23 protein-coding genes and 5 pseudogenes are annotated in these 24,871 nt (G+C 61.4%); 16 read left to right on the top strand and 12 right to left on the bottom strand.

The window, feature by feature from the left end:
• Positions 1-47: 47 nt before the first annotated feature.
• A complete protein-coding gene (locus ACA058_RS03035) occupies positions 48-1,376 on the top strand; it encodes a contractile injection system protein, VgrG/Pvc8 family (protein ID WP_497637788.1) in 1,329 nt (442 codons plus the stop codon).
• Positions 1,373-2,170 (top strand): DUF4123 domain-containing protein, encoded by a 798-nt coding sequence (locus tag ACA058_RS03040; protein WP_497637789.1) that lies wholly within the window; start codon positions 1,373-1,375, stop codon positions 2,168-2,170. The genes ACA058_RS03035 and ACA058_RS03040 overlap by 4 nt, the downstream gene beginning before the upstream one ends.
• Positions 2,171-2,194: 24 nt before the next feature.
• On the opposite strand, the gene ACA058_RS03045 is transcribed toward ACA058_RS03040, so the two are convergent.
• Both ACA058_RS03045 and ACA058_RS03050 read right to left on the bottom strand, forming a co-directional pair.
• Complete coding sequence (locus ACA058_RS03045) at positions 2,195-3,541, bottom strand: MATE family efflux transporter (RefSeq protein WP_497637790.1); 1,347 nt, start codon at positions 3,539-3,541, stop codon at positions 2,195-2,197.
• 69 nt (positions 3,542-3,610) lie between these two features.
• Positions 3,611-3,904, bottom strand: coding sequence for a hypothetical protein (locus tag ACA058_RS03050; RefSeq protein ID WP_497637791.1), 294 nt, complete (start codon positions 3,902-3,904; stop codon positions 3,611-3,613).
• A 289-nt stretch (positions 3,905-4,193) separates the two neighbouring features.
• Between ACA058_RS03050 and ACA058_RS03055 the strand changes: the two genes are divergently transcribed.
• From ACA058_RS03055 to ACA058_RS03085, 7 genes and pseudogenes are all read left to right on the top strand, one after another.
• Positions 4,194-4,496, top strand: coding sequence for a MazG-like family protein (locus ACA058_RS03055; protein ID WP_497637792.1), 303 nt, complete (start codon positions 4,194-4,196; stop codon positions 4,494-4,496).
• On the top strand, positions 4,496-5,245 hold the full coding sequence (locus ACA058_RS03060; protein ID WP_497637793.1) for a methyltransferase domain-containing protein: 750 nt from the start codon (positions 4,496-4,498) through the stop codon (positions 5,243-5,245). Before ACA058_RS03055 ends, ACA058_RS03060 begins: the two co-directional genes overlap by 1 nt.
• A gap of 12 nt (positions 5,246-5,257) precedes the next feature.
• Positions 5,258-5,875 carry a DUF4136 domain-containing protein gene (locus tag ACA058_RS03065; protein WP_497637794.1) on the top strand — a complete coding sequence of 206 codons (618 nt, stop codon included), beginning with the start codon at positions 5,258-5,260 and terminating at the stop codon, positions 5,873-5,875.
• 55 nt (positions 5,876-5,930) lie between these two features.
• On the top strand, positions 5,931-6,491 hold the full coding sequence (locus ACA058_RS03070; RefSeq protein WP_497637795.1) for a DUF4136 domain-containing protein: 561 nt from the start codon (positions 5,931-5,933) through the stop codon (positions 6,489-6,491).
• Positions 6,492-6,503: 12 nt separating this feature from the next.
• Positions 6,504-6,826: pseudogene (locus ACA058_RS03075) on the top strand (hypothetical protein).
• Positions 6,827-6,937: 111 nt separating this feature from the next.
• Positions 6,938-7,720, top strand: a complete 783-nt coding sequence (locus ACA058_RS03080) for a response regulator transcription factor (protein ID WP_497637796.1) — start codon at positions 6,938-6,940, stop codon at positions 7,718-7,720.
• Between the two features lie 352 nt (positions 7,721-8,072).
• Positions 8,073-8,156, top strand: a pseudogene (locus ACA058_RS03085) (response regulator); the annotation flags it as partial.
• 134 nt (positions 8,157-8,290) lie between these two features.
• Here ACA058_RS03085 and ACA058_RS03090 read toward each other — a convergent pair.
• Together ACA058_RS03090 and ACA058_RS03095 are read right to left on the bottom strand one after the other, a co-directional pair.
• Positions 8,291-9,142, bottom strand: coding sequence for a MaoC family dehydratase (locus tag ACA058_RS03090; RefSeq protein WP_497637797.1), 852 nt, complete (start codon positions 9,140-9,142; stop codon positions 8,291-8,293).
• Between the two features lie 2 nt (positions 9,143-9,144).
• Positions 9,145-10,497 (bottom strand): 3-oxoacyl-ACP reductase, encoded by a 1,353-nt coding sequence (locus tag ACA058_RS03095; protein ID WP_497637798.1) that lies wholly within the window; start codon positions 10,495-10,497, stop codon positions 9,145-9,147.
• Positions 10,498-10,616: 119 nt separating this feature from the next.
• Between ACA058_RS03095 and ACA058_RS03100 the strand changes: the two genes are divergently transcribed.
• The gene (locus ACA058_RS03100) at positions 10,617-11,894 is read left to right on the top strand and encodes an acetyl-CoA C-acetyltransferase (RefSeq protein ID WP_497637799.1); all 1,278 of its coding nucleotides are present in this window, start codon (positions 10,617-10,619) and stop codon (positions 11,892-11,894) included.
• 181 nt (positions 11,895-12,075) lie between these two features.
• A pseudogene (locus ACA058_RS03105) lies at positions 12,076-12,866 on the top strand (AraC family transcriptional regulator).
• 103 nt (positions 12,867-12,969) lie between these two features.
• On the opposite strand, the gene ACA058_RS03110 reads toward ACA058_RS03105, so the two are convergent.
• Positions 12,970-13,737 carry a methyl-accepting chemotaxis protein gene (locus ACA058_RS03110; protein WP_404821821.1) on the bottom strand — a complete coding sequence of 256 codons (768 nt, stop codon included), beginning with the start codon at positions 13,735-13,737 and terminating at the stop codon, positions 12,970-12,972.
• 90 nt (positions 13,738-13,827) lie between these two features.
• Positions 13,828-14,916, bottom strand: a pseudogene (locus tag ACA058_RS03115) (cache domain-containing protein); the annotation flags it as partial.
• A gap of 444 nt (positions 14,917-15,360) precedes the next feature.
• Between ACA058_RS03115 and ACA058_RS03120 the strand changes: the two are divergent.
• The gene (locus ACA058_RS03120; RefSeq protein ID WP_497637800.1) at positions 15,361-16,254 is read left to right on the top strand and encodes a PA4780 family RIO1-like protein kinase; all 894 of its coding nucleotides are present in this window, start codon (positions 15,361-15,363) and stop codon (positions 16,252-16,254) included.
• Positions 16,255-16,430: 176 nt separating this feature from the next.
• Here ACA058_RS03120 and cueR read toward each other — a convergent pair whose 3' ends face one another.
• From cueR to ACA058_RS03135, 3 genes are all read right to left on the bottom strand, one after another.
• Positions 16,431-16,844: a Cu(I)-responsive transcriptional regulator gene (gene cueR / locus ACA058_RS03125; RefSeq protein WP_497637801.1), complete on the bottom strand. Its 414-nt coding sequence runs from the start codon at positions 16,842-16,844 to the stop codon at positions 16,431-16,433.
• Complete coding sequence (locus ACA058_RS03130; RefSeq protein WP_497637802.1) at positions 16,841-19,234, bottom strand: heavy metal translocating P-type ATPase; 2,394 nt, start codon at positions 19,232-19,234, stop codon at positions 16,841-16,843. The genes cueR and ACA058_RS03130 overlap by 4 nt, the downstream gene beginning before the upstream one ends.
• Positions 19,235-19,413: 179 nt before the next feature.
• The gene (locus tag ACA058_RS03135; protein ID WP_497637803.1) at positions 19,414-19,797 is read right to left on the bottom strand and encodes a hypothetical protein; all 384 of its coding nucleotides are present in this window, start codon (positions 19,795-19,797) and stop codon (positions 19,414-19,416) included.
• 159 nt (positions 19,798-19,956) lie between these two features.
• Between ACA058_RS03135 and ACA058_RS03140 the strand changes: the two genes are divergently transcribed.
• Positions 19,957-20,154: a heavy-metal-associated domain-containing protein gene (locus tag ACA058_RS03140; protein WP_008066225.1), complete on the top strand. Its 198-nt coding sequence runs from the start codon at positions 19,957-19,959 to the stop codon at positions 20,152-20,154.
• Between the two features lie 92 nt (positions 20,155-20,246).
• Positions 20,247-21,443 carry a multidrug effflux MFS transporter gene (locus ACA058_RS03145; RefSeq protein ID WP_497637804.1) on the top strand — a complete coding sequence of 399 codons (1,197 nt, stop codon included), beginning with the start codon at positions 20,247-20,249 and terminating at the stop codon, positions 21,441-21,443.
• An 8-nt stretch (positions 21,444-21,451) separates the two neighbouring features.
• On the opposite strand, the gene ACA058_RS03150 is transcribed toward ACA058_RS03145, so the two are convergent.
• Complete coding sequence (locus ACA058_RS03150) at positions 21,452-21,622, bottom strand: hypothetical protein (protein WP_401314022.1); 171 nt, start codon at positions 21,620-21,622, stop codon at positions 21,452-21,454.
• A 112-nt stretch (positions 21,623-21,734) separates the two neighbouring features.
• Between ACA058_RS03150 and ACA058_RS03155 the strand changes: the two are divergent.
• Both ACA058_RS03155 and ACA058_RS03160 read left to right on the top strand, forming a co-directional pair.
• Positions 21,735-21,884 (top strand): annotated as a pseudogene (locus ACA058_RS03155) (LysR family transcriptional regulator); the annotation flags it as partial.
• A gap of 226 nt (positions 21,885-22,110) precedes the next feature.
• Positions 22,111-22,845: an ArsR/SmtB family transcription factor gene (locus tag ACA058_RS03160; RefSeq protein WP_497637805.1), complete on the top strand. Its 735-nt coding sequence runs from the start codon at positions 22,111-22,113 to the stop codon at positions 22,843-22,845.
• A 10-nt stretch (positions 22,846-22,855) separates the two neighbouring features.
• Here the strand turns inward: ACA058_RS03160 and ACA058_RS03165 are convergent, their stop codons facing one another.
• Together ACA058_RS03165 and ACA058_RS03170 are read right to left on the bottom strand one after the other, a co-directional pair.
• Positions 22,856-23,809, bottom strand: a complete 954-nt coding sequence (locus ACA058_RS03165) for an adenosine deaminase (protein ID WP_497637806.1) — start codon at positions 23,807-23,809, stop codon at positions 22,856-22,858.
• 78 nt (positions 23,810-23,887) lie between these two features.
• A complete protein-coding gene (locus ACA058_RS03170; protein ID WP_497637807.1) occupies positions 23,888-24,856 on the bottom strand; it encodes a 2-oxoglutarate and iron-dependent oxygenase domain-containing protein in 969 nt (322 codons plus the stop codon).
• Between the last annotated feature and the right edge of the window lie 15 nt (positions 24,857-24,871).

The raw sequence follows: 24,871 nt of genomic DNA on the forward strand, positions 1-24,871 counted from the left end.
GTCTCTCGGCGAGAATCCCCGGCTGTCCCTCCTGTAGAGAAACGCCCATGGTCGATCCAGTCAACGAGCCGTCATTTCGTCTGGACGTAGCAGGTCTGTCCAATGCCTTCGAGGTTCTGTCCTTTGCCGGTAGAGAATCCATCAGCGAGCCTTTCGTGTTCGACGTGGACCTGCTGATCGAAGACCCGACACTCGACCTCGCCAGCTTGCTGTACCGTTCGGCCACCTTGCTATTCGGGCCGGCGGGAAACGGCATTCATGGACAATTGCATGAACTGGTCCAGCGTGACCACGGCTTGGGGATCAGGCTCTGTCAGGTTCGGCTGGGGCCGAAACTCGCCTGTCTCGCCCAGCGTTTCAGCCAGCGCATTTTCGGCGGACGTTCGGTGCCGCAAATACTTGATCAGGTGCTCAGGGAGCACGGCATTGTCGATCAGGATCGGCGCTTTGAACTGGCTGGCGATTACCGACCCCGTGATTTCTGCACGCAGTACCGGGAATCGGACCTGCAGTTTCTTCAGCGCTTGTGCGCCCAGGAGCGGCTGCACTATCACTTCGAGCACCGAGCTGACGGGCATTGCGTGGTGTTCAGCGAGGGGCCGGGGAATTTTCAGATCGCTGAAGCGGCGGTCTTCCGTGCGGCGGGCGGGCGACCGGCAGTGCGTCGTTTCGAGGTCAAGCGCTGTGCCGATGGCGCGGCGCAGCGCGTGGAGTGTGGCACTGACCTGACAACGCTGCGCAGCGGCCAGTTCATGCCGCTGGCCGGGCACCCGGTTACGGAATGGAATCATCTGTGGCTATTGACCCATATCGAGCATCAAGGCGCACAGGGGGCGAGTCAGACCTACAGCAACAAAGTGCGGGCGGAGCACTGGGTATTGCCCTTTGAAGCGCCTCATGTGGCAGTGAAGCCAAGGATGCACAGCCTGCAACGGGCATGGGTTGTCGATCTCGATGAGCCGCAACCTGATCCATCCAGGCCAGTGGCGGTGCAGTTTGACTGGCTTTATCAAGGGGAGGGCGCGGCGCCCAGCCATTGCTGGTTGCCATTGGCTGCGCCATTGAACGTTGCGGGCAGCCCCCGGTTGGCTGAAGGCACGGAGCTGGTGGTGAGCTTCATCGAAGGTGATCCGGACCGACCGTTGATTACCGGGTTTTTGCACGGCCCCGCCGGTGTCAAAGCAGGCGAGGTGCAGAATCCTGCCACCACGGTTCTCGAAGATTGCCCTCTCGACGGTGTCCAACCGTGGCTGTGTTCGGGCGAGCCCCTGATGTTGCTCTGCCTGCTGCCCGGTGGCGGCAGTTTCAATCATTGCGCACAAGCACTCTGCATTTGCCGCACGGCCACGCGCCTTGGCCAGAGCGGTGCGGCATGAGCGCGGCACAGGCGCCCGATTCGGTCCCGCAATGGTTGTTACTGGACATGCCGGGCGCACCGCAGGCGGGTGTGACCCTGCAAGACACGTTTGCCCATGCCCGTCGGTTCTGGTTGTTCGAAGACACCGAGTGGCAGGCATTGCAGGAGCAGGGGCCGCTACTCATTGACCTGCGGACCTGCCCGGCCCTGGCCGATCTGTACCGCGTCGACGGGCAACGCTGGCGCGGGTTGCTGATGTTCAGCGAGGCGTCGGCGTCGACATTGCTGGCGCATCTGCGCCGCATGCTCAGCGTCTCGTTCAACCTGCATCACCGCGCCTTGTTGAGTTATTACAACCCGAACACCGCCAGTTATTTTTTTGATGCCTGCGATGCCGAGGAGCTCAGCCGCTGGTTGGGGCCGATCAGCCAGTTGCGCTGGTTCGGCGGAACCTGGGCGGATCGCGCGGTTGGCTGTGAGGGTTGGCAGCAGTTGCTCAACCCGGGGCTTGCCGTGCGCCCTCTGGCGGTCGACGAGGATCTCAGCCCACGGCAGCGGGAAAAACTGCAGACCTGTTTGCTGGAGCACCATGCCTGGCGCTGGAATCGATCCACGGGGGCTGATTTCACGCGTCTGTGGGGCCATCTGGAAGAGGGGCTGGCATTGGGTTTCAGCGAACGCCCGGTGCTCGATGGCTGGATGTGGCTACGCTTGCAGTACCCCGACGCCAGGCTGGTACAGCCATTATCGGGGGATACCCAACAGGAACGCCTCGAAAGCTTGCGCAGCCAATGGCAGAGCGACTCACCCTGAACTGGCGCTGTAGACAGCGCCGGCTCAGTGAGCGCGGGCGAACCAGCCATCGTTCTGGCGCAGGCGCCAGGCAATCAAGCCGAGCGTCAGGCTGCGCAGCAACATGAACAGCAGAAAGGTTATCCACAAGCCATGGTTGCCCAATCCCTGCAGCGCCCAGGCGAACGGCACCAGTAGTGCCACCGTCAGCAGCATGCCATTGCGCATTTCCCTGGCGCGGGTGGCGCCGATGAACAGCCCGTCGAGCAGGTAGCTCCAGACCGCGATCAACGGCAGCACGGCAAGGTAGGGCAGGTACAGGAATGCGGTGTCGCGCACGCTGGTTATGTCGGTCTGCATCTGGATGAACAGGTGTCCGGCAAACAGAAACAAGCCGGCAAAGCCCAGGCTCGCCATCAATGACCAGCCGCAGGCCACCACCAGGGAGCGGCGCAAGGCATCGCGGTCGCGAGCGCCGATGGCGTGTCCGCACAGGGCTTCCACGGCATGGGCCAGGCCGTCGAGCGCGTGGGCGGTCAGCAGCAAGCCGTTGAGCAGCAGGGCGTTGGCGGCAACGGTCGCATCGCCCAGCCGGGCGCCTTGCACGGTGATCAGGAAAAACACCGATTGCAGCGCCAGGCTGCGGATGAAAATGTCGCGGTTGACCGCCAACAGCGGTCGCCAACTCTGCCAGAGCGCCAGGGCGGCCCAGGCGATATGGCCGGGATAGGCGCGCAGGGCCTGGCGGGTCATCCACAGGCCGATCAGCGCACCGGTCCACTCGGCGATCACCGAAGCCCGGGCCGCACCCACCACCCCCCATTCCAGGCCAAGGACAAACCACAGGTTCAGGGCAATGTTGACCAGGTTGGTGCTCAGCAGGATCACCAGCGGCGCGCGGGCGTTCTGCGTGCCGAGAAACCAGCCGACCAGCGCATAGCTGGCCAGGGCCGCCGGTAGGCCGAACAAGCGCGTGTGGAAAAACTCGCGGGTCATCTGGTCCAGTTCCGCCGACGGTTGCATGAAGTGCAGCGCAACCCCGCTCAACGGAACGCCCACGGTGCCCAGGACCACCGCCAGTCCCATGGCCAGCAGCAGGCCCTGCAACAGAATCTGCCGGAGCGCCGCGCCATCCCCGCGCCCCGCGGCCTGGGCGGCAAAACCGGTGGAGCCCATGCGCAGAAAACCCATGGCCCAGGCGAGGAAGGTATAGAGGCTGGCCCCGACCGCCACGGCCCCGAGTTGATGGGCGTGGGGCAGGTGGCCGATGACGGTGCTGTCAACCAGCGCCACCAGCGGTACGGAAATATTCGAGAGAATCATCGGCGCAGCCAGCGCCCAGACCCGACGATGGGTTGGACGGTCGCGCCAGTCGGCGATCAGGTTGGACATGCAGGCTCCTTGGGGGAGCAGGCATTGTAGCGACACATTTGCACTCTGCCGCGATCCAGGTGGGAAGTGTCAGTGCATGATCCAGCTGAGCAACCACAACCCCAGCATCAACCAGATGATCCCCATGATGATCGACGCATTCATGAAGGCTCGGATCGCCGACCACAACAACACCAACCCGACGACCAGGGTGATGATGCTGATGATCGACGTGTCCATGCCCAGTGCCTGGGACAAGCCTTCGATAAAATGACTGCTGGCGCGACTCACCAGCTGGAACAGACCGCTGAGGCCGTCAACGATGAAGCGGATGACTGAACCGAGGACCTGGCCAAGCCATTCGAAAAAACCTTCTACCTGCATGGAATGAACGTCCTGATCAAAGAGAGGCGTGGTTGCCGGATTTGAGTCTTGGGCTATCGACCTCGGTGCCGAGTTCCCCACAAGCATAGAGTGTTGCACAGTACCTGTGGGAGCGAGCCTGCTCGCGAAAGCGGTGGATCAGCTACAGCAATGCCGGACGTGCTGACGCCTTCGTCGGAACGCCGCCCGGAGCCGGCTCGCTCCCACAGTGACAATGCCAGCCACCCAGTCTTTGTCTCTTGCCTTCCCCCGCCATCCCCCCGAAGCTATACGTCTTCAGGAGAGCCCGATGAACCTTGTTGAACTGACCGAACGCCTGCACGCCATCCGTGATCGCAATGACTGGCGGCAATTTCACAGCCCGAAAAACCTGGCCATGGCCGCGAGTGTCGAAATGTCCGAGCTGGTGGAGATTTTCCAGTGGCTGAGCGAAGACCAGTCACGGCAGCTGCCGGCAGACAAGCTGGCCCATGCCGGGCAGGAAATCGGCGATATCGTGCTCTATCTGTTGTTGCTGTGCAGCGAACTGGGGCTGGACATGAATGACGTTGTGCGCTGCAAGTTGGCGGACAGCGAGCGGAGGTTCGGCTGATGAGCGACCGTCATTTCGATCAACTGGCGACGCGTTTCGCCGAAAAAATCTACGGCGGCGCCAAAGGCGCGATTCGCTTGGCGGTGCTGCAGGCCGATCTGGCCGAAGCCCTGCCGGATCGGCCGCTGCGAGTGCTGGATATCGGCGCCGGCCTTGGCCACATGTCGTTGTGGCTGGCCCAACGTGGCCATCAGGTGACCCTGGCCGAACCCGCCGAACCCATGCTCGAAGGCGCCCGCCAGCGCTTTGCCGACGCGGGACAGACTGCGACCTTTATCCAGGCACCCTGGCAGGAACTGCTCGGTCAGCTCACCGAACCCTACGACCTGGTGCTGTGTCATGCCGTGCTGGAATGGCTGGCCGAGCCGCACGCCATCCTGCCGGTGCTGCATCAGTTGACCAAGGCCGACGGCTGGCTATCCCTGGCCTTCTACAACCGCGATGCGCTGATTTACCGCAACTTGCTCAAGGGCCATTTCCGCAAGATGCGCAAGAACGACATGGCCGGCGAGAAGCAGAGCCTGACCCCGCAACAGCCGCTGGATCCACGAGAGTTGGCCGCGCAACTTGAGGGGCTGTGGCAGGTCGAAAGCCAGAGTGGCGTGCGGGTTTTTCACGATTACATGCCGGTGGAGTTCCAGGCCCGCGCCGATCTGTCGGACCTGCTCGAAATGGAGCTGGCCCATCGTCGCCATCCAAGCTTTGCCGGGCTTGGGCGTTATTTGCACTGGATCTGCCGGCCGGTCTGATCGGAGTTCGAAATGAAAAGTCGTTCAGGGTTGCTGTTGATCTGCCTGGGCCTGGCGGCCTGCCAGGGCAGCAATCCGTACGTGGCAAGTTCCAAGCCCTTGCCGCCAGCGCCGCCTCAGGCAGCCAGTACCTTTGATCGCAGCGCCTACCCGGCGCCACCGCGAGACTACGGGCGTTATCGCAGCTGGGCCTGGCTCAACGGGCAAATGCCGCCGGGTACCGCGTGGGCGGACTCGGCGCAGGTCGCCGAAGCCGTCAGCAGTGCGCTGGATCAGCGCGGCCTGCGGCCCCTGCATGACAATCGGCCGGCGGACCTGTTCGTCAGCGCTGACCTGCGTCTGGAAACCCGCTTGCGTCAGGTCCGGGACGATTACGGGTACTACGGCGGTTACGGTGGCTACGACCGGTATGGTTATGGCCCGGGTTACGGCATGTACGGCAGCACGCCGATTGTTCGGACTTATGAGGAACAGGTCGTGGTGGTCCACGTCGACCTGTTCGACGCGCAAGACGGTCAACCGGTCTGGAGTTCCAGCGCCGAAACCAGCAACCGCGGAGGCCAGAGCGAACGAGTCGATGCCATACGGGAGGCTGTAGAAAAGGCAATGTCGGCGTATCCTCCTAGTTAGCTTCCTGTAGTCAAGAAGCATTTCGCAGGTTCATGTCTTCTACCGGAGAATCATCATGTTCCGCCGTCTCGCTTTACTGGCAGTGGTCGTGCTGCTCAGTGCCTGCGCCGCCAACCAGGTCAATCATGACTTCGACGCCAGCCGCGATTTTGCCGCGTATCACAGCTGGAGCTGGAAAGAACCTGCGCTGCAATACCGTCCCGATGACCCCAGGATCAAGAGCGACCTGACCGAACAGCGCGTGCGCGAATCGGTGGTCGAGCAGCTCGAACAGCGAGGCCTGCGCCAGGCGGGCGCTGGCGCCAGGGGGGACTTGAGTGTGCAGGCTTACCTGATTGTCGAAGATCGCCAGCAACAGGTGACAACCAACTACGGCGGCGGTTGGGGTTACCCTTGGTACGGCTACTATGGCGCGCCCATGTACAACGAAACCCGCCTGGTGTCCTACAAGGTCGCGACGATCCAGATCGACCTGCTCGACGGCAAGGACGGCAAGCTGGTATGGCGCGGCAGTGACGAGCAGATACTCAGCCGCACCCCGAATCCGACGGATCGCAGTAATGCCATACACGAAACGGTCACGCAGATCCTGGCCAACTATCCACCCCACCGATAAAAACTCCCGTCGCTGAAAAAGCTTGTCCTGCTGATCTGGCTGACCCTATGCGCAGCACAAGATACCCGGCAACGGCACATCGTCAATCGCTGACCCTGGGTGTCGAGGCGCTGGCCCTGGGGCTCGCGACCGATGGTCGGCATGTGCTGGGCGTATTTATCGGCGCCGGCCTGGCCAGTGTGTGTTGGTTGCTGCTGGCGCCAAGAGTCTGGCTTCATATCAGTCAAGGGCTTAGAAATCGTCTGCGTTATCTGGAACCCGGTCTGTCAAAGAAACAACCTCTTGCCCCCTTCTCGTTGGTGGGGCGGTTGCTGACATTTGCCTGGCTCGGCTAGTCATCCGTTTTTGTACAGCGGCCAAAGAGCGACTACTTTCATACAGAGGTTGTACAACCTCAGGCTGTCAGTAATGGGACGGTCAGTCCTTGGCCTTTCAGGGAGTTGCACGTGAACAAGCGTACTTCGGCAGTAAAAGTCCTTGTGGTCGACGATCAGCCCCTGATCGTTACAGAACTCTGCGAATTTCTTGAGAGCAACGGCTACCGTTGCGTTCCCTGCAATTCCAGCCATCAGGCGATCGAACGTTTCAAACAAGACACGGACATCGGCCTGGTCCTCTGCGATTTGCACATGCCTGGCCTGGACGGCATTCAAATGGTTCAGGAGCTGCAACGCCTGTCCGGCAAACACCGGGCCTTCGAAGCCATCATGCTCACCGGGCAGGCGGACAAACAGGATGTGATCAAGGCGTTGCGCGCCGGCGTTGCTGATTACTACCAGAAGCCGATTGATCTGGGTGAATTGCTCGAAGGCGTGCAACGCCAGGAAGTGGCACTGCAGGAGCGGCACAAGACGTTGCAGTTGGGGCATCTGAATCAGAAGCTGCAGTACCTGTCCGAGTCGCTTGATGATTTGTATCAAGACTTGGACAAGGTTCGGCGCACACCGTTTTCGGCGGGTGCGGATGACGGCTCTGTGAGCGGTCCCGACCAGGCCGAAATCCCGGCCATTTTCAGTCAGCTGTCGCCACGGCAGATGGATGTGGCGCGGTTGGTGGGCAAGGGGCAGACCAATTTTCAGATTGCCTGCGAGTTGGGCATTACCGAGAACACGGTGAAGTTGTACGTGTCACAGGTGCTGCGGTTGACGCATATGCATAACCGCACACAGCTGGCGTTGGCGTTGTCGCCGAATAATTTGGGAATGCGCCATCGGCTGACGGCGCAATGATCTCCGCCCTTCATCTGTAGGAGCTGCCGCAGGCTGCGATCTTTTGATCTTGGAGAATCAACGTCAAAAGATCGCAGCCTGCGGCAGCTCCTACCAGACGACTATTGTGCGAGCCGCTACCCAATTTTCCTCCCGCGCCCTGGTCATGAACTCGATTAATACCTTCGTATTAATGCGTTCTTACAGTTGTTTAGCGGGGAATGCCGACAATGCTGATGCTGGCTTAGGGGAATCATGTTGCGTCCATGCAACACCCGGTGTCCCATAGGTAGTAGGTGGTTAAGGCGTCGGTAACTTGCTAATGCACAAGACGGGTTCTAATGTCAGCGCTTAGTCCATTCCAGGTGTGCCTATGAACGCTCCCGCACTGCCGCGCCAACAACTGCTTCTGGTCGATGACGAGGAGTATGCGTTGCTTGAGCTGGCGGAGTTGCTCCGAATAACTGAGTAAACGCATTGCCCTGTAGGAGCTGCCGCAGGCTGCGATCTTTTGATCTTGCTTTGAACCCGGAAAGATCAAAAATCGCAGTCTGCGGCAGCTCCTACAGGATCGAGGTACATCCGCCAGAATCAGGTCGGCTGCCAGTGTCCGACCATATGCTCCAGATCGGCAGCCCCGACCAGTTGCAGGTCCCCACTGGAGCCTGCGGCGCTGGCCAGTAATGTCACCTCGCTGGGCAGGCGCACCGGCTTTTTGAATTGCACCGCGATCTCGATGTTCGCGGCCGGCAGATGCTCGGCGAGGGCGGCCAGGGTGCGGGCCTTGTTCCATAATCCATGGGCAATCGCCGATGGAAAACCGAACATTCTGGCGCTGGCCGCACTCAGGTGAATCGGGTTGTAGTCGCCGGATACCTTGGCGTACTGCCGGCCGATCTCCGCGGGCGCTTTCCATTGGGCGACTTGCGTCAGTGCCAGCGTCGAGGCCAATACCTCCTCGACGGGCTCGCCCTCAAGCTTCACCCCTCGGCACAGCATCTGGCTTTGCGCCTCCCAGAGCGGTCCCAGTTGATCATCCAGCGTCGTCACCAGATCGAACGTCGCCCCCTTCGCATGGGGTTGCAGGTTCTCCACGCACACGCTGGCCCGCACTCGATGGACCCCGCCCATGGGGCGCAGCACGCGGATGCGATTGCTCAGGTGAATCAGCCCCAGCAGCGGGAACGGGAAGTCCCGGGCGGTGAGCAATTGCATCTGCAAGGCGAATGCGAGGATGTGCGGATAGGTGGGTGGCAGCAGGCCGTTGTCGGCGAAGCCGCAGACCTTGCGATAGGCCGCCAGGCGCGTCGGATCGACATCGACCCAGCAGCGCAAACCTGAATTGGGCAGGGTGGTGCCGGTGATTTTGCGCCGCGTTGCCGCCTGCACGTACAGCCCCGACAGGCTGGGTTCGCGATCGAGTGTGTGCCAGTCGATGATCATGCCTAGGCCCCCAGTACGCTTTGCCCGCAGACACGCAACGCCTGGCCGGTGAATGCGCCTGTGCCCGGTTGTGCGAGCCAGGCCACCGCTTCGGCGACGTCTTGCGGCAGGCCGCCCTGGCCCAATGAGCTCATGCGTCGTCCGGCTTCGCGCAGGCCGAATGGAATGTGTGCGGTCATCTGGGTTTCGATAAAACCCGGCGCCACGGCATTGATGCTGATGCCCCGCTCATGCAACAGCGGCGCCCACGCCTGTACCAGGCCAATCAGGCCTGCCTTGCTCGCCGCATAATTGGTTTGTCCGCGATTGCCGGCGATGCCGCTGATCGACGCAAGCAGAATCACCCGGCCATTGTCGCGCAGGGTGCCGCTGTCGAGCAGGGCTTTGGTCAGCACTTGCGGGGCGTTGAGGTTGACGGCAAGCACCGCGTCCCAGAACTCCGGGGTCATGTTGGCCAGAGTTTTGTCCCGGGTGATGCCGGCGTTGTGCACCACGATGTCGATGCCGTCGGGCAACTGTTCAACCAGCTCCGTGGCGGCATTCTCGGCGCAGATGTCGAGAGTGATGCCACGCCCGCCGAGGCGTGCGGCAAGGGCGTCGAGGTCGGTCCTGGCCGGGGGCACGTCGAGCAGGATGACCTCGGCACCGTCACGGGCCAGGGTTTCGGCGATGGCGGCGCCGATGCCACGCGCAGCGCCGGTGATCAGAGCCTTGCGCCCGGCCAGCGGGCGCGTCCAGTCCGTCACTTGGGTGTCGCAGGCGTCCAGGCCAATCACTTGCCCGGACACAAAGGCGCTTTTCGGTGAGAGGAAAAACCGCAGCGGGCCTTCCAGTTGATCCTCGGCACCCTCGCCAACATGGATCAGCTGCAAGGTGCCACCGCTGCGCAGTTCCTTGGCCAGCGAGCGGCTGAAACCTTCGAGGGCACGCTGGGTACTGGCGGCGAACGGGTCGCTCAAGGTCTGTGGCTTACGTCCCAGAATCACCAGGTGTGCACTGTGGTCGAGATTTTTCATCAGTGGCTGGAAGAACTCGCGCAGTTGCTTGAGCTGGTCGGTCTGCACCAGATCACTGGCATCGAACACCACGGCCTTGAGTTTCGGACCGTGTCCGGGAATCCACGCGGTCGCCATCGAGGGCTCGGTGCCGTAGGTATAGATCGCGTCCGTCAGGCGGTTGGCAAAGGCGCTGACCTTTTCCGCCAGCGGTCCGCCGCCAATCAGCAAGGCGCCTTCGACAGGGCGCAATCGCCCGGCTTGCCAGCGATCCAGGCGTACCGGCGAAGGCAGGCCCAAGGCCCCGACCAGTCGATGGCCGATGGACGAATTGGCGAAGTCGATATAGCGGTCAGACATGGAACGCGCTCCAGCAGATGAGGTTCAAAGTGTGGACCATGAATGGCGATCAGTCGTTCGATTCACCGGATAAGGCCTACGCTTGCGGGTAATGGCCTTCACAGAATAGGAAGCTTTTCATGACTCAGCTGCGTCGCGTCGCGATCATCGGTGGTAACCGGATACCCTTCGCTCGATCTAACGGGCCGTACGCCACCGCCAGTAACCCGGCCATGCTCACCGCCGTGCTTGAAGGCTTGATCGAACGCTACAATCTGCATGGCTTGCGTCTTGGCGAAGTGGTCACTGGGGCCGTCCTCAAGTTGCCGCGGGACATGAACCTGACACGCGATTGTGTGCTCGGCTCGCGGCTGTCGCCCACTACGCCGGCCTATGACATTCAGCAGGCTTGCGGTACCGGGCTGGAAGCAGCGCTGCTGGTGGCGAACAAAATTGCCCTGGGCCAGATCGACTGCGCCATTGCCGGTGGCGTCGATACCACCTCGGACGCGCCGATCAGTGTCAGCGAAGGGTTGCGCAAGATTTTGCTGCAAGCCTATCGCGCCAACACGACCGCTGAAAAACTCAAACCCTTCCTGCAGTTGCGCCCCCGGCATCTGATCCCCGAGTTCCCGCGCAATGGCGAGCCGCGCACCGGTTTGTCCATGGGGGAGCATTGCGAGTTGATGGCGCAGGCCTGGAGCATTCCTCGTGAAGAGCAGGATCAGCTGACGCTGGAGAGTCATCAGAAACTGGCCGCGTCTTACGCCGAAGGTTGGCAAAACGATTTGATGACGCCATTTCTCGGCCTCACCCGCGACAACAATTTGCGCCCGGACCTGACCCTGGAAAAACTCGCCTCGCTGAAAACGGCATTCGACAACACCGCCAAGGGCACCCTCACTGCCGGCAACTCCACACCACTGACCGATGGTGCCTCGCTGGTGCTGCTGGGCAGCGAGGAATGGGCGAAGGCCCGTGGCTTGCCGATCCTTGCCTATCTGCGCGATGGCGAGGCAGCGGCGGTGGATTTCGTCAACGGCGCCGAGGGCCTGTTGATGGCGCCGGTGTATGCCGTGCCGCGGTTGCTGGCGCGCAATGGCCTGACCCTGCAGGACTTCGATTACTACGAAATCCATGAAGCCTTCGCCGCGCAAGTGCTCTGCACCTTGAAGGCCTGGGAAGATCCCGACTACTGCAAAACCCGCCTGGGCCTCGACGCGCCGCTGGGCTCGATCGACCGCAGCCGGCTGAATGTCAAAGGCAGTTCGCTGGCGGCGGGGCACCCGTTTGCCGCCACGGGTGGGCGGATCGTCGCCAACCTGGCGAAGTTGCTCGATGCCGCGGGGAAGGGGCGAGGGCTTATCTCAATCTGCGCCGCGGGCGGTCAGGGGGTTACCGCCATCATCGAACGTTGATGGCGGATCACAACCTGTGGGAGCGAGCCTGCTCGCGAAGGCGGCGGCACATTCAACATTGATGTGGCTGAAAGATCGCTTCGCGAGCGGGCTCGCTCCCACAGGGGATATCGGTGTTGAATAGATGGGTGACATGGCCTAACGTCGCCCCATCAGCCGTCTCGCAACACAAGGCCAGGCAATGCCGACTAACGGACAGGTTTCCCTCGAACGCAGCATTCCACCCCTCACCGCATTACCGCGTCCGCTGTATGCCCGGGTGGAGAGCCTCAATGCCGGGTCGTGGACGCCGTCCCATCGTCACGACTGGGTGCAGTTTTCCTATGCCATCAGTGGCGTGCTCGGTGTGCACACCGCCGAGGGCAGTTTCTTCGCACCGCCACAGTGGGGGATCTGGATTCCGGCGGATCTTGATCATCAGGTCGTGACCTCGATGCGCGCCGAGATGCGCAGCCTGTATGTGCGTCGCGAAGATTGCGGGTGGGCGGACGGGCGTTGCCGGGTACTGGAAGTGACGCCGCTCGCCCGGGAGCTGATCAAGAGTTTTTGCCTGCTGCCCGTGGAGTATCCCCAGGGCGACAGCCCGCAAGCGCGGCTGGTGAGTGTGTTGCTGGATCAGTTGGCGACGTTGCCGGAAGTCGGGTTTTCCCTGCCGTTGCCCCGTCATGAAAGGTTGCTGGGTTGTGCAACGAACTGATCGAAAATCCCGAGCGTAATGTGACCTTGCACGAATGGGCCGAGCGCCTGGGTACGTCGGAGAAAACCCTGATGCGCTTGTTTCAGCGTGAAACCGGGTTGAGTTTTCGTGGCTGGCGCCAGCGTATGCGGCTGCTGTCGTCGTTGAGTCTGCTGGAGGAGGGGGACAGCGTGACCAATGCCGCGCTGGCCTGTGGGTATGACTCGACGTCGGCGTTTATTGCAGCATTCAAGAGCCTGTTCGGGTTTACACCGGGAGAGTTGTTCAGGCAGTGACGGCGTCTTCGCGAGCAGGCTCGCTCCCACAAGGACAGTGCAAAACCCTGTGGGAGCGAGCCTGCTCGCGATTGGCCGCGAAGTGGCCGGAGAGAATGGCGAATCAGGTACGGAACCGGCGCACCAACCCATCCAGCTCATTCGACAACCCGGCCAGGCTCTGGGAATCCAGTCGCGCCGAGTTCGCCAGTTCTGCCACCAATTGCGCATCGCCATGGATCTGGCTGATGTGCCGGTTGATGTCTTCGGCCACCTGATGCTGTTGCTCCGCCGCCGTGGCAATCTGGGTGTTCATGTCGCGGATCACGTCCACCGACTCGCGGATCTGCCCGAAACTGTTGCGCGCTTCGCCGATGCGCGTCACCGATTGTTGGGACACCTCCAGGCTTGCATGCATCTGCTGAGTCACCTGGCTGGTGCGCTTGGCCAGGTTGCCCAGTAGCCCGTCGATTTCCGCGGTAGAGTCGGCCGTACGCTTGGCCAGCGCCCGCACTTCATCGGCCACCACCGCAAAACCACGGCCCTGTTCACCGGCCCGCGCCGCTTCAATGGCCGCGTTCAGCGCCAGCAGGTTGGTCTGCTCGGCGATCGAGCGAATGGTCCCCAGGATCGACTGGATATCGTTGCTATCGCGCTCCAGCTGTTGCATCGACTGGGCCGACTGTTCGATTTCCTGGCTCAGGCGATCGACACTGCTGACGGCCGCGTCAATCTGTTGCTGACCTTCGCGGGCCTGGCGCTGGCCGCTGTCGGCGGACTCGGCCGCCTGGCTGCAGGATCGCGCCACTTCGTTGGCGGTGGCGACCATTTCGTGGAATGCCGTGGACACCATGTCCACCGCTTCGCGCTGGCGTCCAGCGGCTTCGGCCATGTCGCTGGAGACCTGGGTCGAGCTCTTGGAGGTGGCCAGGATTTTGGTCGCGGCACCGCCAATGCTCTGGATCAGGTTGCGGATCGCGGTCAGGAACTGGTTGAACCAGTTGGCCAGTTGCGCGGTTTCGTCGCTGCCACGCACTTGCAGGTTCTTGGTCAGGTCGCCTTCACCCTGGGCGATGCCTTCCAGGCCATCGGCCACGCTGCGGATGGGACGCACGATAACGCTGGCGAAACTGGCGCCGACGATGGCGAAGATTACCGCCAGTACAGCTGCGATGATCGCGATCAACCAGGTCAGTTGGGTCGCGGTGCTCATCACATCGCTCTGCTTGATCAGGCCGATGAAGGTCCAGCCCAGTTGCTCAGACGGCCAGACGTTGGCCATGTAGTGCTCGCCATTGAGTTCGACCTCGACCAGGCCTTTGCCGGCCTTGGCCAGTTGCGCATAACCCTCACCGAGGCTGCTCAGGGCCTTGAAGTTGTGTTCCGGTTGCTTCGGATCGACCAGTACGGTGCCGGAGTTTTCCAGCAGCATCAGGTAGCCGGTTTCGCCGAGCTTGATCTGTTTGACCAGTTCGGTGAGCTGTTTGAGCGACACGTCGATGCTGACCACGCCGCCGTTGATACCCAGCTTGTTGTCGATGGTGCGTACGGTGCTGACGTAGGACGTATCATTTTCGGCCCAGTAATAGGCTTCGGTACGGAACGGCTTCCCCGGTTTGGCCTGGGCCGCCTTGTACCATGGCCGCTGACGCGGGTCGTAGTTGGCCAGCTTGGCATCGTCCGGCCACGACACGTAACCACCGGCCGCGGTGCCGAGGATGGCGTAGGCGTAGGACGGATGGGCGTTGCCCAGGTCCTGCAGGAAGCCGAAGACTTTTTTGTCCATTTCGCCCTGGGGAATGCTGGCGGCGTTGGCATTCATGTAGGTCTTGAGGCTGTCGTCGGAGTTCGTGATCAGCGGTTGCCTGGCCAGGTATTCGACGTTCTGGCTGATGCCCTCGAAGAACAGTTGCATGGCATTGCTGACCTGACGGATTTCGCGACCGCTGTTGTCGACGAATTCGTCCTTGGCATCACTGCGCAAGTTCAGCACGACAAGGGTGGCGACCAGCACCACGGGCAAGCAGGCGATGATTGCAAACGCCCAGGTCAACTTCTGTTTGATGTTCATCCGCGCTCCAGATTTTCTTGTAGGCCCACGCAGTGCAGATGACTCGCGGTTATTGGCAGCCGTAAATGTTATCGATCAACCCGGGTCCGTGAGTGCGGTATCGTTATTGTCAAGGAAACGATTGTCGGACAAATCACTTTGTCACTAAGGACTTCGGCTGTTGTCGGAGGAAATTGAGGGCTGTTCTGAAAAATCCTGCGAACGGTTGTGTCGAGGGGTCAACTTCTGTCACAAATACCCATGCAGCCCCCGCACAACAAGCGTTTCGGGCTCGGCTATGCTCCAGGACGGCCGGTGATCGAGCGCAGGATTTCGTAATGAAAGCGGCACATTGTGTGCATCTGCAAGGTTCATAGGTCGGCACCCCCTCCCCCGAATGGATGGATTGCCGTATAACGAATGACTTTCGCGTGTTTGGTAATAAAGGACCCACAATAAAAGCTGATGAAGACTCCAAAACGCATTGAACCCCTGATCGAGGACGGTCTGGTCGACGAGGTGCTGCGCCCACTCATGAGTGGTAAAGAAGCAGCTGTTTATGTGGTGCGCTGCGGTAACCAGTTACGTTGCGCGAAGGTCTACAAGGAGGCGAATAAACGCAGTTTTCGTCAGGCGGCCGAGTATCAGGAAGGCCGCAAGGTGCGCAACAGCCGACAGGCCCGGGCCATGGCCAAGGGCTCCAAGTTTGGCAAGAAAGAAACCGAAGACGCCTGGCAGAACGCCGAAGTAGCGGCACTGTTCCGCCTGGCCAATGCCGGTGTGCGGGTGCCAAAGCCGTATGACTTCCTCGAAGGCGTGCTGCTGATGGAGCTAGTGGCCGACGAGTACGGTGATGCCGCGCCGCGTCTGAACGACGTTGTGCTGGAGCCGGACCAGGCGCGTGAATATCACGCGTTCCTGATCTCGCAGATCGTGCTGATGCTGTGTACCGGTCTGGTGCACGGTGACCTGTCCGAGTTCAACGTGCTGTTGACCCCGACCGGCCCGGTGATCATCGACTTGCCGCAAGCGGTTGATGCGGCGGGCAACAACCACGCGTTCAGCATGCTGGAGCGGGACGTGGGCAACATGGCGTCCTATTTCGGACGGTTTGCGCCAGAGTTGAAAAAGACCCGGTACGCCAAGGAAATGTGGGCTTTGTACGAGGCGGGAACATTGCATCCTGCCAGCGTCCTGACCGGCGAATTCGACGAACCGGAAGAACTGGCCGATGTGGGCGGCATCATGCGCGAGATCGAGGCCGCGCGCCTGGATGAAGAGCGCAAGCAAGCGGCGCGTGCGGCTGACGACGCTCCCGCCAAGCAGGCTGAAGAACCGCCTCCACCGTGGATGCAGTGATCGGCTAAAGAAAAACCCGGCTTCGGCCGGGTTTTTTGTCCGCAACACAAAACCCAATGTGGGAGCGAGCCGGCTCCGGGCGGCGTTCCGACGAAGACGTCGGCACATCCAATATCAGTGTGTCAGACAGTCCGCTTTCGCGAGCAGGCTCGCTCCCACAGGGAAGTGCTTGCCAATCAGGCAGAAACCGGTTCAGCACAACACCCCGATTCAAGACTCTTGAGAATCGGGCAATCCGGCCGATGATCCCCCTGACAATGCTCGACCAGATCCTGCAACGTATCGCGCAACTGCCCCAGCTCACGGATCTTCTGGTTCAACTCATCGATATGCTGGCGGGCCAGCGCCTTCACATCGGCACTGGCACGCTGGCGGTCCTGCCAGAGGGTCAACAGCTTGCCGACTTCTTCCAGGGAAAACCCAAGGTCCCGTGAGCGTTTGATGAACGCCAGTGTGTGCAGGTCGTCATCGCCGTACATCCGGTAGCCGCTGTCGGTGCGATGGGCCGCCTTGAGCAGGCCGATGGACTCGTAGTAACGAATCATCTTCGCACTCAGGCCGCTGTGGCGGGCCGCTTGGCCGATATTCATCGGTTGTCCTCCAGATGCTCGGGTTTCCAGGTTTTCAACAGTAGCGCATTGCTCACCACACTGACGCTCGACAACGCCATGGCCGCACCGGCCAGCACCGGATTGAGGAAGCCGAAGGCGGCCAATGGAATGCCGATCAGGTTATAGACAAAGGCCCAGAACAGGTTCTGCCGGATCTTCGCATAGGTTTTGCGACTGATCTCCAGCGCCGCCGGCACCCGCCGTGGATCGCCATGCATCAACGTAATACCGGCCGCATGCATGGCCACATCGGTACCGCCGCCCATGGCGATGCCGATGTCAGCCGCGGCCAGCGCTGGCGCATCATTGATGCCGTCGCCAACCATTGCCACCACGCCGGTTTTCTTCAACGCAGCGACGGTGGCGGCTTTGTCCGCGGGCAGGACCTCTGCGTGCACGTCATGGATGCCCAGTGCCTTGGCGACCACGTTGGCGCTGCCTCGGTTGTCGCCGGTCAGCAGGTGACTGCTGATGTTGCGCGCGCTCAGTTGCTGCACCGCTTGCAGTGCGCCAGGCTTGAGGGTGTCACCGAAGGCGAACAGGCCCAGCACCCTTGGCTCAGGGCTTTGCTCGATCAGCCAGGACAAGGTCCGGCCTTCGGTTTCCCACGCGGTTGCCGAACCCGCCAGGTCGCCGGCGTCCAGGCCACTTGCTTCCAGCAGGCGACGATTACCCAGCGCCAGGCGACGAGCCTCAAGGGTGCCGGAAATGCCTCGACCGGTCAGGGATTGACTGTCAGTGACGTCGGCCACGGCCAGGCCACGCTCGGCGCACGCATCCAGCACGGCCTTGGCCAGCGGATGCTCGCTGCCGCGTTGCAGGGCGCCGGCCCATTGCAGCAGGCTGGCTTCGTTGCCATCGAGGGCGCTCAGATGGGCGATACGGGGCGTACCTGACGTCAGCGTGCCGGTCTTGTCGAACACTACGGCGCTGACTTCATGGGCTCGCTCCAGCGCCTGGGCATCCTTGATCAGAATGCCGTAGCGCGCCGCAACACCGGTGCCGGCCATGATCGCCGTTGGCGTGGCCAGTCCCAGGGCACATGGGCAGGCGATCACCAGCACCGCCACGGCATTGATCAACGCGGTCTCCAGAGGGGCGCCATACAGCCACCAGCCGATCAGGGTCGCCAACGCCAGCAGCAAGACCACCGGGACGAAAACCTGACTGACTCTATCCACCAGTTTCTGGATCGGCGCTTTCGCCGCCTGAGCATCCTCCACCAGGCGGATGATCCGCGCCAGCACGGTTTCCGCACCAAGGGCCTGAGTGCGCACCAGCAACCGGCCTTCGCCATTGATTGCGCCGCCCGTGACCTTGTCACCGGGTTGCTTGGGCACCGGCAGGCTTTCGCCGCTGATCAATGCTTCGTCGGCATGGCTCTGGCCGTCGACCACTTCGCCGTCCACCGGGAAGCGTTCGCCGGGCTTGATCATGACCAGGTCATCGAGACGCAGGGCGCTGATCGCAACCTCCTGCTCGCGACCATCGATCACCTGGATCGCCCGCTCCGGGCGCAGCGCCTCCAGGGCGCGAATGGCGCTGGCGGTCTGGCGTTTGGCGCGGCTTTCCAGGTACTTGCCCAACAGCACCAGGGCAATCACCACGGCCGAGGCTTCGAAATACAGGTGCGGCATGCGCCCGGCGGCCGTGGCCCATTCGTAGACGCTCAAGCCATAACCGGCGCTGGTGCCCAGAGCGACCAGCAGATCCATGTTGCCAGCACCGGCACGCACGGCTTTCCAGGCGGCCACATAAAACCGCGCGCCAAAGATGAATTGCACCGGTGTGGCCAAGGCGAACTGCGACCAGGCCGGGAGCATCCAGTGCACGCCGAACGGTTGCAGCAACATCGGCAAAATCAGCGGCAAGGCGAGGGCAATGGCCGCGATCAAGGCCCAGCGCTCGCGGTGCAGTCGGGTTTGCCGCGTGTCGATGTGTGGCTGATCGTCTTGCCAGACGCTGGCGGCGTATCCGGCCTTGGTCACGGCGCCGATCAAGGTTTGCGGATCGACCTGCCCGAGCAGCTCCAAGTGAGCGCGTTCATTGGCCAGGTTAACGCTGACGCTCTTGACCCCCGGCACTTTGTTCAGTGCCCGTTCGACCCGGCCGACGCAGGAGGCGCAGGTCATGCCGTCGATGCTTAGCTCCAGGCGGTGCTGCGGCACGCTGTAACCGGCCTTTTGCACCGCCTCCATCAAGTCCGGCAGGCTGTCGACCGGCGCTTGAACCCGGGCCTGCTCGGTGGCCAGGTTGACGCTGACGGCACTGGCGCCGATGACTTTGCTCAAGGCGCGCTCGACACGCCCGGCGCAGCTGGCGCAGGTCATGCCGGCGATCGGCAGATCGAAAGTAGTGGATTCGGACATCGGTTACGCTCCCTGTAGAAGATGCCTACAGGATCAACCTTGCCATGCTGGCAAGGTCAAGCACCCATCCGTCTTTTTGTAGGAGCAAAGCTTGCTCGCGATAGCGGTGAGTCAGTCAACTTCAATCTACCTGACACACTGCTATCGCGAGCAAGCTTTGCTCCTACAGGGCGATGTGGTCAGTAGCCGAGCCCTGCGCGCTTGAGATACATCCCATCCTGCGTCATCGCAATCCGGTACTTCAACACATCACCGGCCTTCAGCTGAATGTCTTGCGAACCCGGCGCCAGCATGCCCGGGTTGCACCCCGGCGCCTGGCCCGGTAGCAACTTCAGGCGCAGCGACACATTGCCCGCCGGCAAGTTGAACGAGGTGCTTTGCTCCTGGAACAGCCGCGCCGCCAACTGATCCTGGATGTACACGCCGATCTCGCAGCGGGTGGCGACTTCCAGGCGCTCGCGGGAAATGATCAGCACGCCGTAATCCTCCCCGGCGGCATTGACCGAGGCTGTGGCGGTGAAAAGGCTGAGCAGGCCAAACAGGCTGAAAACTGACCAGCGCATGGCTGAATCTCCTGGGATCAAGTCGTAGATGAACGCAGCTTGGCCGAGCGCGAAGCCGATTGCCAGCCCGGCAGGTCACTTCAGAACTTGACCTTGCCATGGTGGCAAGCTCGAGACTGTAGGTCACCTCATTCAAGCGCCACATCAAAGGAGTCATCCATGCAAGTGTTCAACGTTGAAGGCATGTCCTGCGGTCACTGCGTCAAGGCGATCACCCAGGCTGTGCAGGCGAGGGATCCGGCGGCGAGTGTGCGAGTCGATCTGGCGGCCAGGGAAGTCGGGGTCGAGAGTGCACTGAGCGCCGAGCAGGTGATCGAGCTCATCAGTGAAGAAGGCTACAGCGTGAAGCTGGCCTGAGTTTTTAATAGTTAGCGAGCTAACTTAATGTTCAAGGCGTCCATGCGCGGCTAGACTGTCGGGCTGCCGACTTCTGTCCCATTGGATGCCTGATGAATTTTCGCACAATCCTGATTCTTGGCGCCTTGAGCGCTTTCGGTCCGCTGGCAATCGATTTCTATCTGCCGGCGTTCCCGGCGATGGCGCTCGCCTTCGGCACCGACGAAAAACACGTCCAGCTGACGTTGGCCGTGTATTTCCTTGGCCTGTCCATTGGTCAGCTGGCCTACGGCCCGGTGGCAGATCGTTTCGGGCGACGCATTCCGTTGTTGATCGGTGTCGGGCTGTTTACCGCCGCTTCGTTGGCGTGCGCGTATGCACCAAACCTGGAATGGCTGATCGGCGCGCGGTTCATCCAGGCACTGGGCGGTTGCGCAGGGATGGTGATCTCGCGGGCGGTGGTCAGCGATAAATGCGATGCGGTGGGCTCGGCAAAAGTCTTTTCGCAACTGATGCTGGTGATGGGCCTGGCGCCGATTCTTGCACCGATGCTCGGCGGCTTGCTGGTCAACACCACAGGCTGGCAGTCGATCTTCCTGGCGCTGACCGGTTTCAGCGCCTTGGCAGGTCTGGCTGTGGCACTGGGATTGCCGGAAAGCATGCCCGCCCATTTGCCACGCCAACCCTTGGCCGGGGCGTTGCGTCAGTACGCACGTTTACTCAAGGACCCGGTATACCTCGGCCATGCCATGACGGGCGGTATCGCCATCGCCGGCATGTTCTCCTACATCGCCGGATCGCCGTTCATCTTCATCAAGCTCTATGGCGTCCCGGCCGAACATTTTGGCTGGTACTTCGGTGTCAACGCGGTGGGGTTCATTCTTGTGGCCCAGGTCAACGCGCGACTGTTGGCCAAGCATGGTCCCGCGTTCCTGCTGACACGCACAGTGTGGATTTACCTCGGTGCCGGCCTGGCGTTGCTCGCCGTCAGTGCGCTGCACACCGCACAGCTCTGGCCGTTGCTGATTCCATTATTCGTCTGCATCGCCAGCCTGGGTTGCATCCTTCCCAATGCCTCGGCCTGCGCGATGAACGGCCAGGGCGCCCGCGCCGGCAGTGCCTCGGCCATGCTCGGATGCCTGCAATTCAGTGTTGCGGCAGGCGCTGCGGCGATGGTCGGTATTTTGCACGACGGCAGCGCCATGCCGATGGCCATGGTCATCAGCCTGTGCGGGATTCTGGTGGTGAGCGCGGCGCTGCTCACCCGGCGTTTGCAAAATGCCCGGGCGCTGGTGCAAGCCCAGGTCTGAGGACTGACTCAGCCAACAGCGCGCTGTTGGCGGTCGGGTATCTGATGAGGGGCGTGCAATCGCGCTTCAAGGGTATTGGTGAAAGCGCGGGCTTCGGCTTCGCTGCGGAAGGTGACGGTATGTTGATCCAGGCGGACCTGCCACTGGGACTTTGCCAATTCTTTTATCAGGATCTTCATTACTGACCTCCTCAAGTAAAAAATTGTCTCGCAGAGGTTTCGATTGTAGTCCTGAATACGATCGCGATTGTGACAACGGTCAACCTTCAGACTGACGGTTTGCAGATCAAAAGAACTGCTCTGTGAGCGCGCACCGCTGAATCTGTTGTGCGCCCATCGCGCACAATTGAGTAAGCCGGTGAACCTTTTGCGGGAAATGCTTGCCAGCCGATGCGCCCGCTTGAGCAGTCATTTTCCAGGGTTATCGGGCATCGATCATTAGTCGCAGGCAAAAAGCGAAATTTCCCTCAGGAACTATCACCTTCAGCGGTTTGCAGGGGGCAGGATCTGGCGGTCAACCGGCCTATACTAACGCTTGCCTCGTGTACGCACCGTCGATCGCAATGGCGAACCCGGTTTATGGCCGTTTCCACGTTTGGCCGACGGCACATGACGGGTCAAGATATCTCTGAGCAGCAGGACGAAACGATTGAACAGGGAGTGAATACATGGAACATGCACCTTGCATCAGCCAGATAGCCACGTTACTGGCTGACCCAAAGCGCAGCGCAATGATGTGGGCCTTGATGGACGGCTCGGCGCGACATACCGAAGAATTGGCATTGATGACCGGCCTGTCACCGTCTTCGGCCAGTGCGCATCTGGGGCGGTTGTCCGCCGGAGGCCTGTTGAAAGTAGAAGCCCGTGGGCGAAAGCGTTTCTTCCGCCTGACGGCTCCCGAAGTCGGTGCCGCGATCGAAGCCCTGGCCAGCGCCACGCTCGCCAGCGCCCCGCAGGATATCCCGGATATTTTCAAACGCGCCGCCCCCTTGGCCAAACCTCAGCCGAGCGGTTCGTCGTTGTTGCGCGCGCGGCTTTGTGACGACCATTTGGGCGGCACCCTGGCCGCCGATCTGTACCAGCGCCTGCTGGAGGCGGGCTGGATCGAACAGTTCGACCAGCGGGTCACGATCACTCTCAAGGGCGCGACGCAGTTAGCGGCACGCGGTGTCTTCATTCAGGCGCTGGCCCATCGCAACGGTAAGGTTGCGTGTGCGTGTCCCGACTGGAGCGAAAGACGCCCGCACCTGGGCGGTGCCTTGGGTGCGGCGTTGTTGCAGCTGTTCATGCAGTCCGGTTGGTTGAGCTTGCCCGTGGACTCGCGTGCCTTGCAGCTCACCGCCGCCGGGCAAAAAGAACTTCACCGTTTCGCCAAACAGACCGAGCTTGAAATAGCCCTGTAGGCGGGCGGTCTCAGGGTTTTACCAATCGGGCATCCAGGCTGTTCTGCGCCAGGCGTTTGGCTTGGTCCTGGGTCATGCCCAGATCGGTATACAGGGCATGGAAGTTTTCGGTGACGTAACCGCCGAAGTACGCCGGGTCATCGGAGTTCACGGTCACTTTCACGCCACGCTCGAGCATGTCGAGAATATTGTGCTGCGACATGTGATCGAACACACAGAGCTTGGTGTTGGACAGTGGGCACACGGTCAGCGGAATCTGCTCGTCGATGATGCGCTGCATCAAGCGCTCGTCTTCGATGGCGCGCACGCCATGGTCGATGCGCTGGATTTTCAGCAGGTCGAGGGCTTCCCAGATGTACTCGGGCGGGCCTTCTTCACCGGCGTGGGCGACAGTCAGGAAACCTTCGCCACGGGCGCGATCGAACACGCGCTGGAATTTGCTCGGTGGATGCCCCATCTCGGAGCTGTCCAGGCCCACGGCGACAAACGCATCGCGGAATGGCAACGCCTGCTCGAGGGTTTTCTGCGCCTGCTCTTCGCTCAAGTGGCGCAGGAAACTCAGGATCAAACCGCTGGTGATGCCCAGCTGCTGCTCACCATCCTTCAACGCTGCAGCGATGCCGTTGAGCACCACTTCGAATGGAATGCCACGGTCGGTGTGGGTCTGCGGGTCGAAGAACGGTTCGGTGTGAATCACGTTCTGCGCCTTGCAGCGCAACAGATAAGCCCAGGTCAGGTCGTAGAAGTCCTGGGAGGTGCGCAGCACGTCGGCGCCCTGGTAGTACAGGTCGAGGAATTCCTGCAGGTTATTGAAGGCGTAGGCCTTGCGCAGGGTTTCGACATCGCTCCACGGCAGGGCGATCTTGTTGCGTTCGGCCAAGGCAAAAAGCAGCTCGGGCTCCAGCGAGCCTTCAAGGTGCAGGTGCAGTTCTGCCTTGGGCAGGGCGTTCAGCCAGTCGTACATAATTCTGTTCTCATCAGGTGCAATGGCGCCATTCTACAGATGCTCGCTGCAACAATTGGTAAAACCTGACCAGGCGGTTCATTCCGTCGCCTCCTGTTCCCGTCGATAAGCGTAGGTATCGGCGAAGCGTGAGAGCAGGAACTGAGCGCAAGTGGTGGCCGGGTATTTCGCCGCCTGCTGCTCATCCTGGCACCCTGGCAGGCATTCAATGCGGGTGTCGGGGTGCGGCTCGGCAAAGAAGGGCATCGAATAACGATCCACGGCCAACGGGCTGATCACCCTGTGCGGCGTCGACAGGTAACGGTCGTTGCTCCAGCGCGCCATCATGTCACCGAGGTTGACCACGAACGTCCCTTCGATCGGCGGGGCACCGATCCATTCGCCTTTTACGTTCCTGACTTGCAAGCCACCGGCGGCATCCTGGTAGAGCAGGGTGATGCAGCCGTAATCGGTGTGAGCGCCAGCGCCTTGCTGCTCCTGGGAGCTGGCGGTGTGGCGCGGCGGGTAGTGAATCATCCGCAATACGCTGACCGGCTCACGAAAGCGCGTGTCAAAAAAATCCCGCTCGATGCCGAGCGCCAACGTCATTGCCCGCAACAAGGTTTGCGCGAGTGCCTGCATGTCGACGTAGTGCTGCTCCATCAGCGCCTCCCAACCCGGCAGCGATGGATGGCGGTTGGGGCCGCGCAACGGTTTTTCCGCCAGCACATCGGAATGGTCGAGTGGCAGGTGCAGGCCCATGTCGAAGGTTTCTTTGAGATCGCTGGGCTTGCTCGGGTCGAGTTGTTCGGTGGCGATGGCGCCATAGCCGCGATGGTGGCGGGTCTGGGTGATGTCGATCTTGAGCTTTTCGGCGGCGGGTTGGGCGAAGAAGCGCTGGGCGTGGTCGAGCACGGCATCGATGCGCGCGGCGCTGATCGGGTGACCCTTGATGTAGAAGAAGCCCCATTCGCGGCAGGCGTGGTCGATTTGCCCGGCCACAGCGGACCAGGCGCTTTGGTCGTCGGTGAAGAGCGGGCTGATGTCGATGATGGGAAGGCTGGTCATACACAATCCTTGAAA

Source organism: Pseudomonas sp. LBUM1649 (assembly GCF_059716155.1).

Coding starts and splice junctions, on each gene's coding strand:
- ACA058_RS03055 (WP_497637792.1), top strand. CDS start 4,194: ATGAACCTTGTTGAACTGACCGAACGCCTGCACGCCATCCGTGATCGC.
- ACA058_RS03070 (WP_497637795.1), top strand. CDS start 5,931: ATGTTCCGCCGTCTCGCTTTACTGGCAGTGGTCGTGCTGCTCAGTGCC.
- ACA058_RS03100 (WP_497637799.1), top strand. CDS start 10,617: ATGACTCAGCTGCGTCGCGTCGCGATCATCGGTGGTAACCGGATACCC.
- ACA058_RS03130 (WP_497637802.1), bottom strand. CDS start 19,234: ATGTCCGAATCCACTACTTTCGATCTGCCGATCGCCGGCATGACCTGC.
- ACA058_RS03120 (WP_497637800.1), top strand. CDS start 15,361: ATGAAGACTCCAAAACGCATTGAACCCCTGATCGAGGACGGTCTGGTC.
- ACA058_RS03150 (WP_401314022.1), bottom strand. CDS start 21,622: ATGAAGATCCTGATAAAAGAATTGGCAAAGTCCCAGTGGCAGGTCCGC.
- ACA058_RS03160 (WP_497637805.1), top strand. CDS start 22,111: ATGGAACATGCACCTTGCATCAGCCAGATAGCCACGTTACTGGCTGAC.
- ACA058_RS03165 (WP_497637806.1), bottom strand. CDS start 23,809: ATGTACGACTGGCTGAACGCCCTGCCCAAGGCAGAACTGCACCTGCAC.
- ACA058_RS03110 (WP_404821821.1), bottom strand. CDS start 13,737: ATGGCCGAAGCCGCTGGACGCCAGCGCGAAGCGGTGGACATGGTGTCC.
- ACA058_RS03040 (WP_497637789.1), top strand. CDS start 1,373: ATGAGCGCGGCACAGGCGCCCGATTCGGTCCCGCAATGGTTGTTACTG.
- ACA058_RS03170 (WP_497637807.1), bottom strand. CDS start 24,856: ATGACCAGCCTTCCCATCATCGACATCAGCCCGCTCTTCACCGACGAC.
- ACA058_RS03140 (WP_008066225.1), top strand. CDS start 19,957: ATGCAAGTGTTCAACGTTGAAGGCATGTCCTGCGGTCACTGCGTCAAG.
- ACA058_RS03045 (WP_497637790.1), bottom strand. CDS start 3,541: ATGTCCAACCTGATCGCCGACTGGCGCGACCGTCCAACCCATCGTCGG.
- ACA058_RS03090 (WP_497637797.1), bottom strand. CDS start 9,142: ATGATCATCGACTGGCACACACTCGATCGCGAACCCAGCCTGTCGGGG.
- ACA058_RS03135 (WP_497637803.1), bottom strand. CDS start 19,797: ATGCGCTGGTCAGTTTTCAGCCTGTTTGGCCTGCTCAGCCTTTTCACC.
- ACA058_RS03035 (WP_497637788.1), top strand. CDS start 48: ATGGTCGATCCAGTCAACGAGCCGTCATTTCGTCTGGACGTAGCAGGT.
- ACA058_RS03050 (WP_497637791.1), bottom strand. CDS start 3,904: ATGCAGGTAGAAGGTTTTTTCGAATGGCTTGGCCAGGTCCTCGGTTCA.
- ACA058_RS03065 (WP_497637794.1), top strand. CDS start 5,258: ATGAAAAGTCGTTCAGGGTTGCTGTTGATCTGCCTGGGCCTGGCGGCC.
- ACA058_RS03095 (WP_497637798.1), bottom strand. CDS start 10,497: ATGTCTGACCGCTATATCGACTTCGCCAATTCGTCCATCGGCCATCGA.
- ACA058_RS03060 (WP_497637793.1), top strand. CDS start 4,496: ATGAGCGACCGTCATTTCGATCAACTGGCGACGCGTTTCGCCGAAAAA.
- ACA058_RS03145 (WP_497637804.1), top strand. CDS start 20,247: ATGAATTTTCGCACAATCCTGATTCTTGGCGCCTTGAGCGCTTTCGGT.
- cueR (WP_497637801.1), bottom strand. CDS start 16,844: ATGAATATCGGCCAAGCGGCCCGCCACAGCGGCCTGAGTGCGAAGATG.